Annotated in this window: 8 protein-coding genes; all 8 read right to left on the bottom strand. The window is 40.3% G+C overall.

Annotation, left to right across the window (positions count from 1 at the left end; all coding sequences use genetic code 11):
- Positions 1–52 precede the first annotated feature (52 nt).
- A complete protein-coding gene (locus tag BLS32_RS08010) occupies positions 53–1,810 on the bottom strand; it encodes a discoidin domain-containing protein (protein ID WP_091393802.1) in 1,758 nt (585 codons plus the stop codon).
- A gap of 42 nt (positions 1,811–1,852) precedes the next feature.
- Positions 1,853–3,952 carry a glycoside hydrolase family 97 protein gene (locus BLS32_RS08005; protein WP_091393801.1) on the bottom strand — a complete coding sequence of 700 codons (2,100 nt, stop codon included), beginning with the start codon at positions 3,950–3,952 and terminating at the stop codon, positions 1,853–1,855.
- A gap of 101 nt (positions 3,953–4,053) precedes the next feature.
- Entirely contained in the window at positions 4,054–6,294 is a 2,241-nt protein-coding gene (gene bglX / locus BLS32_RS08000) for a beta-glucosidase BglX (protein WP_091393799.1), read from the bottom strand.
- Between the two features lie 2 nt (positions 6,295–6,296).
- Complete coding sequence (locus tag BLS32_RS07995) at positions 6,297–7,001, bottom strand: carboxylesterase family protein (protein ID WP_245699364.1); 705 nt, start codon at positions 6,999–7,001, stop codon at positions 6,297–6,299.
- 1 nt (position 7,002) lies between these two features.
- Positions 7,003–8,376, bottom strand: coding sequence for a glucoamylase family protein (locus BLS32_RS07990; protein ID WP_091393798.1), 1,374 nt, complete (start codon positions 8,374–8,376; stop codon positions 7,003–7,005).
- 67 nt (positions 8,377–8,443) lie between these two features.
- The gene (locus BLS32_RS07985; protein ID WP_091393796.1) at positions 8,444–9,871 is read right to left on the bottom strand and encodes a RagB/SusD family nutrient uptake outer membrane protein; all 1,428 of its coding nucleotides are present in this window, start codon (positions 9,869–9,871) and stop codon (positions 8,444–8,446) included.
- A gap of 3 nt (positions 9,872–9,874) precedes the next feature.
- A complete protein-coding gene (locus BLS32_RS07980) occupies positions 9,875–12,910 on the bottom strand; it encodes a SusC/RagA family TonB-linked outer membrane protein (RefSeq protein WP_091393795.1) in 3,036 nt (1,011 codons plus the stop codon).
- A gap of 200 nt (positions 12,911–13,110) precedes the next feature.
- Entirely contained in the window at positions 13,111–15,858 is a 2,748-nt protein-coding gene (locus BLS32_RS07975) for a helix-turn-helix and ligand-binding sensor domain-containing protein (protein ID WP_091393793.1), read from the bottom strand.
- Positions 15,859–15,909 lie beyond the last annotated feature (51 nt).

Genomic DNA, 15,909 nt, shown 5'->3' with positions numbered 1-15,909 from the left:
AACGATTTCATAAACCGAATTTTACGAAAATTACATCGTTTGCGTATTGTTTTTATTCCGACTTTTTGATTTCAGATTTTGGTCCGATACCATTGTTGTTAAACGCTTCAATCTGGAAATAATACGTGTCCGAACGATCCAATCCGTTGAAATAATATTCATTCTTTCCATAAACCATGATCGATCCGTACATTTTATCAGGAAATTTACCGAAGTAGATCACATATCCATCGGCTGCCGGATTCTGCGCCCATTTGAACCAGACATTCCTGCGCTCGCCTTTTTTCTTTTTCTCGGTTCGCAATGGAACAAAATTCTGAACGGCTTCGGGTTTATTTCCTGAGCCTTTCCCAAAAACCCGAAAACCTGAAATTGCAAATTTCCCTGTTGGCATCGCAATGTTCTCAATTTTCACAAAACGTCCCGAAGCCGGTTTTTCAAATTCAATGTAATCATGCGGAACATCTTTGGTATTTTTGGATTTGTCTGTCAACATTTTCCAGTTTTTACTGTCATCGGAAATGTATAAGATGTATTTATGCCCAGTAGTCGAATCTGGCTTTCCCATGATTTCTGCATCCTGATCGGCATAATTAATCTGAATGGCGTTGATCGTACTTTTTTCGCCAAGATCCGAAACCAGAAATTCGCCTTTGTTTGAAGTTTTCGCCGACCAATAGGTTTTAATGTCTTCATTGACTGCAAAATTTGCATGGAATCCACCAAGCGTTGACGAAACCTGAACCGGTTTGTTGTAATTCAGCAACATCCAACCAGAAAAACTCGGAGCAAGATGCCCTTTTTTCTGCGAAGGCAAAAACGTTGGATAATCGCCGTAAGCGGTGTTGGAGTATAAAATTCCGTCTTTGTCAAATCCGGCCGGCCAGATGCCGATCCTTCGTTCGAAATTGTTCTTCACGCAAATCCCGATTGTCGAAACATGCCAGTAATCGTTATCGTTGTCCTGATAAGTCGCACCATGCCCCGCACCTCTTGCAAATCCGCCAGGCTTATACGAAAACGGATTGAAAGATTGGTATTCAAATGGCCCGACTGCGCTGTCTCCCACATAAACACCATCGGCATAACCGCTGAACTCAGTCCCCGGCGCGCCATATTGCAGGTAATATTTGTTGTTGTATTTGGTCATGAACGAACCTTCGGTAAACGGCTGCAAAAACGTATTGTCGTTGTTTTCGCCAAAACGTTCCCAGCCATGCTCTTCGTCATTCAATGATAAAATATCAAACACTTCGCCTTCGGGCTGGAAAGTTTTGCGGTTTAATTTCACAACATGCAACGGATACGTATTGCTCGAACCATAATATTCATACACTTCGTCCTTTTCCTTATCCCAGAAAATTTGCGGATCCCAGGCACCAGCTTCGGATTTGTGGACGAGTTCCTTCCAGCTGTCTTTCGACGGATCGGTACTCATCCAGATCGGGAATTCTTTGGTGTGCGTAGAGCCAACAACAAGCATCGTGTCATTCACAAATGATAAGGATGGCGCACACAATTCATCATAAACTTTATGCTCTGGACGCAGGAATTTACGCGGGATGAACTTCCAGTCGAGCATGTCCTTGCTGTGCCAGTAACCCCATTGATTCGTAGAAAAAAGATAGTATTCGCCTTTGAAAAAAGCAATAACCGGATCGGCTGTCGCGCGGTGTTTTCCCTGATCGACAAAATTTGGGATCGGGCAATAGCCGTAATCGATATTGATCGGGTTGCAATAGGTTTTTTGTTGGGCAGTAGCGCCCGTCTGTATAACCAAAAGCAGCAGGAGTAAGAGTATTCGTTTCATATTGTTGTGTTGTTGTTTGAATTTTGATTTGGAAATCGGAAATTATTTAACCGGTTCAAAACTGATCGCTGTTCCGCCGCCTGGTGCAAGTGTTAATTTAATTGCTGATTTCGAAGTCACTTCAACCGTTTTGATTTTGTAAGCTATTGGATTCTTTTGCCAATGGGCATTTTTCGCGTCTTCGTAAATGATGGCTTTGTATTTTTTTCCTTTCGGAAGAAAATCAAGTTTGATCTCAGAATTTCTCGCATTTTCATCGGTAATTGCGCCTAAAAACCATTTACCTGAATTTTTCGCCTTCCGAACAACAGTCAGGTAATCGCCCGGCTCGGCTTCGAGGTATTTGCTTTCGTCCCAATCGACTGCGACATCTTTAATGAACTGAAAAGCATCCGGATATTTTTCATAATTCTCAGGCAGATCGGCGGCCATTTGAAGCGGCGAATACATCGTGACATAAAGTGCCAGTTGTTTCGCCAAAGTCGTATGCACCTGCTCTGTTTTCTTCGGGTCGTAATGGTTCATTTTAATTTCGAAAATTCCCGGCGTGTAATCCATTGGTCCACCCAATAATCTCGTAAACGGCAGTATGGTTTCGTGATCTGGCGGATTTCCGGTACTCCAGGCGTTGAATTCGTTTCCGCGTGCGGCTTCGGCAGCGATGTAATTCGGATACGTTCGGCTGTAGCCTGTAGGACGTGAAGATTCGTGTGAATTCAGCATCAGTTTGTAATCGGCGGCACGCCTTGCAGCATAGTTGAAATGGTTGACCATCGTTTGCCCGTCGTGAAATTCGCCACGCGGAATGATCCGGCCAACGTAACCGCTTTTGACCGCAGGATAACCATATTTGACCATGTTTTCAAAAGCGCGGTCCATGTGCCTTTCATAATTTGCAACCGATCCCGAAGTTTCATGGTGCATAATCATTTTTACATTTTTGGATTTTGCATATTCCGAAATTGCCTTGATATCGAAATCCGGATAAGGCGTTACAAAGTCAAAAACTTCTTCTTTCCAGTTTCCGGCCCAATCTTCCCAGCCGGTATTCCAGCCTTCGACGAGTACACCATCGAAACCGTTTTTCGCTGCGAAGTCAATGTATCGTTTGGTATTTTCAGTAGTTGCGCCGTGTTTGCCTGTAGGCTTTAGCGATTGATCGAGCACATTAGATGCATTCTGCGAACCTGCATAATCCCAGGTTGATTCCCCAACATGCATTTCCCACCAGATCCCGACATATTTCATTGGTTTAATCCAGGAAGTATCGTCAAGTTTTGAAGGTTCGTTCAGGTTTAAGATCATTTTTGAACTTACGATATCACGGGCATCGTCGCTAACCATGATCGTACGCCAAGGCGAAACACAAGGCGCTTGCAAATATGCTTTATCTCCGATTGCATTGGACACGAGAAAAGAAGTCAGTTCGAAATTTTTCGTATTGACGTTCAGATGCATTACCGGATAATTGACGACTGCAGCCTCAAAAATATTGAGGTATATTTTGTCATCTGATTTCATCATCAATGGCGATTGCACTACGGTTTTTCCGCCGATGGTTTTGAGTGCGATGCCGTTATTGAGGTTCAGTTTGTCGTTGTCGATTTCAGATAATCGGGTCTCGTTGAACACATATTCCTGACTGTCAAAATCTCCCGGAATCCAGAATGTCTTGTGGTTTCCTGCTAAATTGAACTGCGTGATTTCATCGGTAATGATAAAATAATTGAGCTTTGGCTGTTTTGGAAAATCGTAGCGGAAAGCCACACCTTCGTCAAAAACCCTGAAAATGATATTGATTTTTCTCTGAGTAGCTTTCTGGCTTAAGGAAACCGTCAGCTCATTGTAATGGTTTTGTATTGAAGATTGTTCGCCTAAAACGGGTTTCCACGATTCGTTAAATGAAGTATTTTTTACATTATCTATTGTCAATCCCGAAACCAAATCGCCGCCTTCTTTGAGTTTGATTCCGAGTTTGCTTTCGAGAACAACCAGCTTATTTTTATACGAAACAGCATATTGCGGCGTTCCATCAGCGTTAAGATTAAAATCGACACGGATATTTTTTGAAGGCGACTGAATATTCTGGGCATTGGTTATACCGATCAGAAAAAAGCAAAGCATCAAAAGGGATTTTTTCATTTTATTTTTATTGGATATGATGAAAATATTTATGGATATTTTTTAAAAAACCCTCCGATAATGAAATCGAAGGGTCACTTAAACAAAACATGAAACTCAATTTATTTAACTAACTCAAAACTTTGTTTCAAATCCGCATCAGAACTTCCGCCGACAAAAACTTCAAAATCGCCGGCTTCGGCTGTATTAATCATATCGATGTTGTAAAACTTCAGATCGTCAGAAGAGATCTCGAATGTTACGCTCTTTTTTTCTCCTTTTTTCAATGCCACTCGCTCAAAACCTTTAAGTTCACGAACCGGGCGCGTCACGGAGCCTACAAGATCTCGGACATACAATTGCACGACTTCGGTCCCGTCATAATTTCCAGTATTGGCAACATCAACGGTAACTTTTAGCTTTTCGTTGAATTTAACCTGTGGCGCAGAAATTTTGAGGTTTGAATAAGCAAAAGTCGTGTAGCTCAATCCGTATCCGAAAGGAAATAGCGGACTGTTGTCGACGTCGATGTATTTCGATTTGTATTTCTGTTCCGGATCTGTTGGCCCTAAATACGGACGGCCGGTATTTTTATGGTTGTAATAAATCGGGATCTGGCCCACATTTCTCGGAAACGTGATTGGAAGTTTCGCACTTGGATTGTTCATCCCGAAAAGCGTTTGTGCAATCGCATCGCCTCCGCGGGTTCCAGGCCACCAAGCTTCGAGGATCGCGTCCATATTTTCATTTTCCCAGCCGATTGTAAGTGGACGTCCATTCAACAAAACAAGAACGATCGGCTTGCCTAATTTTTTAAGTTCACCCAGAAATTCTTTCTGAAGTCCAGGCAAATCGATGTTCGTACGTGAAGCCGCTTCTCCGGTCATATTTTCGCGCTCGCCCATTACGGCAACGATCACATCGGCATTTTTAGCATTTGCAATGGCAGCAGCCATCAGATCTCTTTTGGTGCTTTCGATTTCAACGCCCTGGTCGAAAGTCGTTTTTGCAGACGCTCCAAGTACATTAGCAACCCCTTCTTTCACGCTTACTGCAAATCCGTTTCTGTCGCCGATTGCGGCCCATGAACCGATGATGTGGAATTCATCTATAACCAATGGCCCGACAAAAGCAATTTTCTGGTCTTTTTTTAGCGGAAGGATATTGTTTTTATTTTTAAGAAGCACTAATGATTTATTAGCTACATCAAGCGCGTCATTTAAAAATTGCGGTTTGTTGAGCGTTTCTTTTTCGCGTTTTTCGTCGCTGTAACGGTATGGATCTTCGAAAAGCCCGAGGTCGTATTTTACGTCAAGGATCCTCTTGCAGGCATCGTTAATAACGGCAATGGAAACTTTCCCTTCGTCATACGATTTTTTAAGCGTATTCATGTAAATCGCACCAACCATATCCATGTCAAGACCAGCATTCAATGCCAATTGACCTGCATCCTGTTCGTCTTTTGCAAAACCGTGTGCTATCATTTCGTTAATTCCGGTGTAATCTGAAACAACCATTCCGTCGAATTTCCATTCGCCTTTCAGGATATCACGCATGAGAAATTTGCTTGCTGTTGAAGGAACGCCTGAAATCTCATTGAACGAAGCCATGAACGTTTTTACGCCTGCGTCAACAGTGGCTTTAAACGGCGGAAGATACATGTCGCGCAAGACGCGTTCAGACATGTCGACTGTATTGTAATCACGGCCTGCTTCTGCGGCTCCGTAAGCAGCAAAGTGTTTGGTACAGGCAAGGATCGTGTTGTATTTTGACAGATCGGTGCCTTGAAAACCATGCACACTGGCAATTCCGTATTGCATTCCGAGGTATGGGTCTTCGCCGCTTCCTTCAGAAACACGGCTCCAGCGTGGATCGCGGGCAATATCAACCATTGGTGCAAATGTCCAGTGTACGCCGCTTGAAGACGCTTCTTCGGCTGCATCACGGGCGGCAAGTTCGACTGATTTCGGATCAAATGAAGACGCCATTCCGAGATTGATCGGGAAAATCGTTTTGAATCCGTGAATCACGTCATGTCCGAACAACAACGGAATTTTAAGCCTAGAGCTTTCAAGATTGATCCTTTGAACTTCTCTTGTCGCTTTTGCGCCAGTCGCATTCAAAATCGAACCTACTTTTCCCTGTTTGATTCTTGTAATGTAGTTGTCTCCGGTCTTTGGCCCGGTTACGGTACCATCTGAAGTGAATTGAACCGTTTGGTATATTTTTTCGTCCACAGTCATTTTCGCCATTAATTCGGCAACAAATTCTGCTTTAGGCTTGATCTTTTTTGGCGCGCTTTTCTGGCTGTATGCAGATGCAGATAAGATCAGAAGCGCGATTGTAATTTTGGTAGCTTTCATTATTATTGGCTTTTACTTTGTTTCATCATCCATTCATAAATTTCGGGATTGTCGTAAACCCTGGTCCAGCTGTCGTGGTTTGCGTCATCAAAAATGGTCAGTTTGATATCAGCGTTACAGGCTTTGAGTTTTCGATAAATCGTAATGGCATAATCGACATCTACGACATCATCGAGCAATCCGTGGAAAATTCTGATTGGAACGTTTTTAATTTTACAGTCTTCAATCATGGGTACGCGGTCGACAAATCCGCAAATCGGAACCAAGGCCGCGAACATATCAGGATATGCAAACGCTAGGTTCCATGCGCCCCAACCGCCCATACTAAGGCCGGTGAGGTAAATCCGGTTTGGATCTATATTGTTTTCTTTTTGAATTTTCAATATCAATTGGTGCAATACTTCGGCATCCCAATATTCATTTTCGGGACATTGCGGCGCGAGCACATAAGCGTCAAGTTCGTGGGTTTTCAGGTATTTGAAAGGCCCGTGGACTTTGACTTTTTCTACATCTGTTCCTTTTTCCCCTGATCCGTGCAGAAAAACGATCAGCGGTTTTTTATTTTTTTTATCCTTTGGCGTGTGAAGCGCGTAAACGAGTGCTTTTTTCTGAATGATTTCAGTAGCAAAGCTGCCTTTTCCGTCTGTTTGTGAAAAACACGTTAAACTGCAAAAAACTGAAACTATGAACAAAATATACCTCATCATCCTAAAAATTGTATTTGCCAGACTGGAATCCGAGTTTTATCAAACCCTGCTTCACTTCAGGAGCATTCATAAATAATTTCCAAAGCAACCCGCTGCGGTAATTCTCAAGCATTACGACTTGCGGTCCCTGATCGATTGCCAGGTATTGTCTTGCAGACCAATTGTAATTGGCGCTATGTGCATCATAAAATCCGGCCGGTCCCCAAATTTGGGAATTGTAATTTTCATAAAAATTGCGCATTGCTGCGATGGATTCTTGTGGCAGGTATACAATTGATGAAATGGCTGCGGTTGGTGAAATAACGCCTTTGTCATTGCTTGGCATGTGCGCATCATAACCAATGGACCCGTTGTCATTTCTGGAATAAGAAGCCGTCAGTCCCCAGTAATTCGAGCCATATCCTTTATATTGATGTGGGTTTTGTACGCAATATTCATAATTGATTTTCGTATGGTTCACATTCAAATCCCAGTAATTGGCATATTGATCGGTCAATTGGTTTGGGTCGAGTCCGAGATAAGAATAATGTGCCCAGAAAAGTGGTCCGCTTGTAAATTCGGCACCATTGTGTTTTAAAATTAACGGAATGTTAAAGCTTGTTGCAGCAGTTACGATCCCGCCATTCCTGGCCCATCCCTGATGGTATGGAGCAGAAGTAATAGAATGCGTAGGTGAAGCAGCAGCCATGACATAAGTAATCAGGCATTCGTTGTAGCCTTCGAGCGGGAAGTTCATTTCCCATGCGTAATTTGGCGACCAGTGCCAGTACAGGACATTTCTTCCATTTCTGTACCAATCCCAATCGACGCCTTTCCATAAAAGGTCGTATTTTTCGGCCAATGCTTTTTCTTCGACAGTACCATTTTTAAAATATTCCCTTACGGTAATCATTCCGGCAGTTAAAAAAGATGTTTCTACGAGATCGCCGCCGTTGTCTTTGGTCCCGAATGGTTTTACTCTTCCAGTTTCGCCATTGATCCAATGTGGCCATGCGCCGTGAAATCTATCGGCAGTATTTAAGAAATCTGCAATTTTATTGAGTCGTTGAACGCCTTCTTCGCGTGAAACATACCCTCTGGAAATTCCGGAGATGATTGACATCAATCCGAATCCTGATCCGCCAGTCGTAACAATATTAGCATCGTTTTCTGGATAATTGCCGTCCGGATGGTAGCGTTCCCTGCCCATTCCTGAATTTGGCTCAGCAAAATCCCAGAAATATTTAAAAGTTTGCTTTTGAACCAGATCGATTAATTGCTCGTCGCTTAATGTTGGCCCTTTTACCGGCACAGCAACAGCAACAGCAGCACTGGATTTGTCATTTGAATTGCACGAAACAAATGCAAGAAAAAATATGACAATAAATTTATTCATGTTGAATTTCTTAGTTAAAAAAAAAGCCTTATCCAGAAATTAGGATAAGGCTTTCTGAAAATTTTATTTAGTATCCTGGGTTCTGAGTTAGGACGTTGTTACTTAAACTAACGGCATCAAACGGAATTGGAAAAATTTCATTTTTACCGGCTGTAAATCCAAGTGGGCCAAAAACTTCAGCACCACGACCTTGACGGACTACGTCCCAAAAACGGTCGCCTTCCATTGCCATTTCTGATCTTCTTTCTTTCCAGATAGCAGTCCTGATTGTCGCTTGGTCGTTAGCAGTTGTGTTTGCCAGACCGGCACGCGTTCTCACTTTGTTAAGCGATTGCTGCGCTAGAGTTGTGTTTCCCGATTCATTTGCAGCTTCGGCATTGATTAACAATACTTCGGCAAAACGCATCAATCTTACATTTTGTTCAGAACCTTCAGAACATCCAGGGCCAATTTGTGCCAATGGAACATAAGATTTTTGGTTGTACATTGGATTTGCTCCAGTAGCATTGATCAAATCACCTTCAGGAGTGGTTTCACCTCTGAAGAGAATTGTAGCATCACGGCGAACGTCACCCGTTTCGTAAGAAGCAGCAAGATCATTTGATGGCACATTGAATCCCCAACCAAACTGTCCTGCAACACCTTGCGTTTGCGAATACTGGCTGTTTGAAACGGTACAGTTTCCTGCTACGAAATTGGCTTGGGCCTCAAAAATTGATTCCACACTGTTTTCATTTGCAATCCGGAAAACACTGTTGTAATTTGGCAATAAATCATATCCACCACCAATTACTTCATTGCTGTACTGCAATGCAAGAGCCCAATCTTTTTTGTATAAGTATACTTTTGAAAGATATGCATTTGCCGCGCCTTTAGTAGCCCTACCTACTTCTACCGCAGAATAAGATGTTGGTAAAATCTCTCTGGCCGCTGCTAAATCTGCTATAATAAACGCATAAACTTCGTCACTTGTATTTCTTGGAATATTATAATTTCCGTCCGCTGGTAAGCCATTGTAAATTGGAACGCCACCATACGTGCGTACCAAATTAAAATAATGGTATCCTCTTACAAAACGTGCTTCGGCAATAAGACGTGCTTTTAAAGTTTCATCCATAGCGATTCCAGGTAAGTTTGAAATTACTTGGTTGCATAGGTTGATTCCGCGGTATTGTCCTTTCCAATAATCATTGATTTGTCCTTCTGTAGGGCTGAATGTATAATTATTATAAGCATTGAAAAATGAAGCATCACCTGGAGTACTCCCTTTTTCAGCGTCATCACTCGCAATTGAAATTGTAAAAGTTGCAAAGGAATTCAATTCCCAAGTTCTTAAGTTTGCATAAATTGCTGCAGTAGCTTGTTGTGCATCTTCTGATGTTTGAAAAAAGTTTACTGCCTGAATTTGATCTTCACGATTGATATCGAGATAATCATCGTTACAGGACGCAAGCATTAATGCGAACCCTGCCATTAAAAATATATTCTTTTTCATTTTTTAAAAAGTTAAATTAACACCAAAACTGTAAATAGAAGACAGTGGATATACGTTATTATCCACACCAGCGTTTTCAACATTTCCACCTATTTCAGGTGAAAAGCCATTGTATTTGAATGAAGTAAAAGGGTTTTGTGCACTAGCATACAATCTTATTTTATCCATCCCGATATTATCTAAGAAAGTTTTTGGCAAACTGTAACCCAGCTGAATGTTACGGATTCTAAAATAATCTCCTTTTTCAACATAGAAGGAACTTGGTCTTGAAGAAGTCTGGTCTGAGTTTGGAGCCGGATAAGTATTTGATCCATTTGCAGCAGTCCAGTGGTTGTCAACAAAATCCTGATCATAGTTTTCATTACTGAATCTCGAATTTCTGTTGAAGTTGTAAATTTCATTTCCTGCAACACCTTGAAATTCTATTCCAAAATCTACATTGCTGTAAGCCAAGCTCACACCAAAGCCATAAGTTAATTCAGGAATTGGGCTTCCAAGAAATGTTTTATCATTGTTATCAATTTTTCCATCTCCATTGAGATCTTTAAATTTGAAAGATCCTATTGGCGCGTTATTGTTTGCAGCAGACTCGGCAGCATTTTGGATCACACCGTTAGTCTCAAAGCCATAATATGCACCTACTTCTTCCCCGGCTTGGAATCTTTTTACTGTATCCCCAAACAACGATGGTCCTGTATTTAAGTAAGAACCATTTACCACTTTTGTAACCTGATTGTCAATTGTAGTTAAATTTCCGTAGATTGAATAACTGAATTTTTCTCCAATCTTATCATCCCATTTCAATTCAAATTCGAAACCTTTATTTTCAAAATCTCCAGCATTAGTAAACAGTTTGTCTCCTAATCCAGCTTGGTTTGGGATATAGATATTGAATGCTGCGTCTGTGGTTTTTCTATTGTAATAGCCTGCTTCTAAAGACAATCTGTTTTTGAAAGCACGCAATTCAAAACCAAAATCATATTCTTCTACCACTTCCCAAGGAATGTCAGTATCGTACAATTGTGTGATTGAAGCTGATGGGTAATATACACCTCCGAAATAAACCCCAGCGCCTACAGTCGCAACATTATCAAATTGACGTGGTACAGACGAATTGCCTAATTTACCCCAGCTTCCTTTAAGTTTTAAGAAATCAATCCCAGAATTTTGCATAAAGCCCTCTTTACTTACAACCCATCCTAGACCGAAAGATGGAAAAGTAGCACTTTGTTGGTCGTTGCCAAATCTATATACAGATGAACCATCGCGACGTATCGTTGCGTTAACAAGATATTTATCGGCATAAGCGTATTGCAAACGTCCAAAATAAGATTGAAGTCGTCTTTTTGAACCTTCATCACCTTGAGGAAGTGCCTCATTTACATTTGTAGTTGTACCAAGGTTTAAGAAAAGGGTAGAATCATCACCATTAAATGGAACGCCCAATGATTGTGCCCGAAGTGCCCTCATGTTGTCTTGTTGTCTACTGAATCCACCAAGCAGAACGATTCTGTGCTTATTGAACTCTTTGGTCCAAGTCAACGTATTTTCCCATAGTGTGCTTTCATAATTGGTGCTTTTATTTACGAGTTTACTTTCTATAAGTGCTCCGCCTTCAGGAGTTGCCCCAAGCGGATTGTTTTCAGCATTATATATGTAAGAAGCCTCGTTTCTAAAATCTCTTGAAAGATTTGATTTGAAAGTCAATCCTTTGATAAGGTCAAGTTCAGCATAACCAGAAGCGATTGTTCTGCTGTTCTTGGTTTTTCCTCTATAAAGATCTAATGTTCTTCTAGGATTGGCATTGCCTACTTGTCCAAGATCAATTTCTCCTAAAGAGGTGTAGTAGTGCCCGTAACTTCCATCTGCATTACGTACAGGTATAATCGGCGGCGCAAAATATGCTTCAGCAAATGGACTTGCCGCGTCATTTGAATCAGATTCTGAATATGCCATTGTAGCTCCAATCCTAAATCTGTCGGTCACGTTGTAAATTCCATTAAATCTTGCTGTAATCCTTTTGTAGTCATCTCCAGAACTTATGCCTTGCCCTGCATTTAAAACACCCTCTTGAGTCAAGTAACCAAATGCAGCTGAATATTGTGTTTTTTCTGAAGCTCCGGATAATCCCACATTTTGAGATTGAGTAAACGACGATTTTTTTAATATTTCTTTGAACCAATCCGTATCAGCACCATTAAAATCATTTACACCAACTTGCCCTACAGGGTTCGGTGTTTGCTGCTGATAAGCCAACTTCTCATTGTAAAGTCTTACATAATCAGCAGAATTTGCCATTTCTAAAACATTAGAAGGATTTGAAAAACCTACATTTGAATCATAAGTGAATTTAATATTCTCTTCACCTGTCTTTTTTCCGATTTTTGTAGTGATTACAACAACTCCGTTTGCAGCCCTAATCCCATAAATTGCAGAGCTTGAGGCATCTTTCAATACATTTACACTAGCGATATCGTTTGGATTGATGTAATCAATATTGTCAGTAAGTACCCCATCAACAACATACAATATGTTGCCTCCACTGATACTTCCAGTTCCTCTAATGGAAACTGTTGGCGCAGATCCAGGTTTACCTGCATTGACAATTTGCACCCCTGCTACTTTACCTTGCAAATTGCTTAATACATTAGAATTTGGCCTGTCGCGCAGATCCTTTTCAGCGACTACCGCAATAGATCCAGTAATATCTGCTTTACGCTGCGTACCATAACCTACAACAACAACTTCAGTAAGATTTGTCGCAGAAACCTGCATGCTTACTTTCATAGCTGCAGCAGCCGCAACTGTTTGGTCTTTATAACCAACGTATGAAAATTTTAAAGACGCTCCGGCAGTTGATTCAATTGCGAAGTTGCCTTCGAAATCGGTTACTGTTGAAGTACCTTTTAAAGCGTCAGAAATACTGACACCGGGAAGCGGAAGTGAATTCTCATCTACCACAGTTCCTTTAATGGCTTGTCCAGACATGATGGCGGTGCCCGCAATCAGCCATACAAAGCTTAAGATAAAGTTTCTCATTTGTAATATTTTGTTAAAGTTAGTGACACCAAATTAAAGAATTACATCGTTATCGTAGCTGTTTTTAAAATGCTACACGAATACATCATTATTTTGAACACTACTCAAACCTAATAAAATAAGGGTTTTATTGAGATGAAAACGTTTTCGTGACATAATATGATGTAGTGATGATGTAGTAAACGCTTCTAAAAGCATCGTTAAAGTGTTAACATAAATTTTGATAAACTTTCTTCTTGTGTAAGATTTAGCTTCTTTCTTAACCTATACCGGTGAAGTTCGACACCACGGAATGAAATATTCATCAATGGCGCAATTTCTTTTGAAGACATGTTCATTCGCAAATAGACACATAGTTTAATATCTTTTTGTGTAAGAACAGGGTACATTTTTGAGAGTTTGGTAATGAACTCGTTGTTGATCTGATTCAGATTTGATTCAAATGTTTCCCATTCGTGTTTATTAACCGCATTGACGCGTATGGCTTTTTTCACCTCATTCTTTAACTTGTCGATATCCTGTTCAGAATCCAATATGGTTTGGATATTATCTATCATTTCACTTTGCTTCGCGATAGATAATGATTTTCCTGCCACTTCCGATGATTTGGTCTGGATTTCCAATTCGAGTATGTGCTTTTCATATTCCTGTACATTGAGTTCATTTTCTGCTTTTAATTCAATCTCAAGGATTTTCTTCTGGTGCTTTAATTCCTCTTCGTGCAGTTTGAGCTTTTCACTATAACGGACTTGGTTCCACTTATAATAAAGGAAGAAACTTCCCGCAATGGCAAGAACGTAAACCAGGATCATCCAGATTGAAAAATACCAGGGATTCCCAACATGAAATTCATAGGTGCCAATATTGATTAACGATCGCCCATTATTATAGTAGACAGCAAGGTTTTGCGTGCCACTTTCAAGGTTGTTAAGCGAAAGATGGCCACTTTTTACCCTGATATAATTTTCCGATGCATTTAATTTATAGAAAAGTTCGGGACGGTTGTACCCATAAAAATTCGGGATCAGGTTGATATCTACCGATTGGTTGTATTTTATTTTGGTATCGGAAGTAATGAGTTTGCCCTGATAAAAACCTTCAATGTTAATTTCTTGTTGTTGTTTCTTGGTTTTATTCAACTGAAAACCCATAAATCCGTCATCAAGATTGATGAGCAAGGAATTTCCTGCCTTGTAAACTTTAGTGTTTTCTATGATTAGTTTGCCATCATAATATTTTTGCGGAATCAAATGCCATAAAAAATGATTGCCTTCCTGCTGGATCAAATACAAAAGGCCGCTTTTCACAACCATAAAGCTGTTGTCGTCAATTGGTATGATATCTGAAATCTTATTGAAAACTTTTTCGAAAATCGGATCTTTTTCAAGCTTGTCCGTAATCGAATTATAAGAATACCAACTGTTATCAATCAAAAAAAGTATTTCGTTCTTATAACTGAAAATCTTTACGCCATAATCGTTTGCAATACCGTTCAATGCAGAAATATTCTCAATTTTCTTAGTGTTGAAATTCTTATCGTATAAAATCCTGTACAGACTTCGGTAATTGTCTGCAGCCCAAATTTCACCAGGCTTATTCTGGGCGATATTGCGGATCGGCTTCGTAAGTCCCGATAAAAATCTTGCCTTTGTAAGATCATTCCTGTCACTGTAGACCGCAATTCCGGAATAATTTCCCTGAAAATATGCATTATCAAAATCACTGTTCAGGAATTTCCATCCGCCATTGACGGTATTGACTTTTTTTAAGGCAGTACCGTCATAAGTAAATGTTCCGTCGTTGTGTCCAATGATAAACTGATTGCCATTTTTATAAATGTCCCACACCTGCCCTTTCGAATTTGGGATTACCTGCAATTTTTGATCTTTACAAGTAAATACACCGTGATTGGTTACAAAAAGATAGCCGCCGGGAATGGTTGAAAGGGAATAAACTGAACCTAACAATCCCGAATTATCAGAAAAAACACTAATCGGCGAATTGATTTCCACATGGCAGATTCCGTTGTCAAGTCCTAGCCACAAGTCATTTTCCCTGTCAATTCCAATAGATAAAATCGCATTGTTTTTTAATGCATTTTGCCTGTTGATGTTTTTAACAGAATTGTCTTTAAGATTGCAGATGTACAAACCCTGAAGCCCGCTTCCTATTGCCAGTGTGTGATCGTCTACAAACTTCGCGGTAACAATGACCTGGCTTTTAAGGATGTCGTTTAGAGGATGTTTCCACAGAATGAGGTTTCCGTTTTCCTCAACAAAAACACCGTTGTTTTTAGTAAAAACATAAATTTTGCCCTGATTGCTTTCAATGTTGTGAATGACATTGAACTCCAGCCCTTTCCAGGAATCTTTTTTAACGAAAGTGTTCCCTTTCATGACATAAACACCATTTCGGACAGAAGCGGCATAAATTTCGCCATTTACCAAATAACAATACGAAATCTGTGAAGGAAAACTGATTTTTTCAGTCTGCTGCTCATTATATATGTAAAGTTCGTTGAACGACTGAAAATAAATGTTGTTTTTATATTTGAAAACTTTCCAGATTTCTTCGTTGTCTGAAGTTCCTTTGAACAAATTCTTGTCTCTAGATAAAGAATAATATCTCATTTTCCCGTCAAGGCGTTTCCAATAACCGAATTCTTTATAAGAACCACAGTAAATACGGTCGCCGTCAATAAAGATCGATCGGATGATGGTTTTGTTCGGAAGCGTGTATTTTTCCCATTTTACGCCGTTGTAACGCAGGAAATAATGGTTGTTTGCAAAATACATTGCATTGTCATTTCCCTGAGCGACATTCCAGTTTTGGTTGTCCCCGTTGTAATCGGATTTTGTGAAATTTTCGACAAATGGAAGTTCTTCCTGAGCAAAAAGGAAATTCGAAAAAAGGCAAAGCAATAAGATTTTAAAAGTGTTGGCAGCCAAAATATGGGATTTGCCACCAAATATAATCAGATTTTATAAAAAACCACGCAA

Origin of the sequence: Flavobacterium noncentrifugens (assembly GCF_900100375.1) — a bacterium.
Taxonomy (GTDB): domain Bacteria; phylum Bacteroidota; class Bacteroidia; order Flavobacteriales; family Flavobacteriaceae; genus Flavobacterium; species Flavobacterium noncentrifugens.
Note: the sequence above shows the minus strand (reverse complement) of the source record. Positions and strands in the feature narration are given on the sequence as shown.

Bases quoted from the DNA above. Each gene is read 5' to 3' on its own strand.
- BLS32_RS07990 (WP_091393798.1), bottom strand. From the start codon at position 8,376: ATGAATAAATTTATTGTCATATTTTTTCTTGCATTTGTTTCGTGCAAT.
- BLS32_RS07985 (WP_091393796.1), bottom strand. From the start codon at position 9,871: ATGAAAAAGAATATATTTTTAATGGCAGGGTTCGCATTAATGCTTGCG.
- BLS32_RS08005 (WP_091393801.1), bottom strand. From the start codon at position 3,952: ATGAAAAAATCCCTTTTGATGCTTTGCTTTTTTCTGATCGGTATAACC.
- BLS32_RS08010 (WP_091393802.1), bottom strand. From the start codon at position 1,810: ATGAAACGAATACTCTTACTCCTGCTGCTTTTGGTTATACAGACGGGC.
- BLS32_RS07980 (WP_091393795.1), bottom strand. From the start codon at position 12,910: ATGAGAAACTTTATCTTAAGCTTTGTATGGCTGATTGCGGGCACCGCC.
- BLS32_RS07995 (WP_245699364.1), bottom strand. From the start codon at position 7,001: ATGATGAGGTATATTTTGTTCATAGTTTCAGTTTTTTGCAGTTTAACG.
- bglX (WP_091393799.1), bottom strand. From the start codon at position 6,294: ATGAAAGCTACCAAAATTACAATCGCGCTTCTGATCTTATCTGCATCT.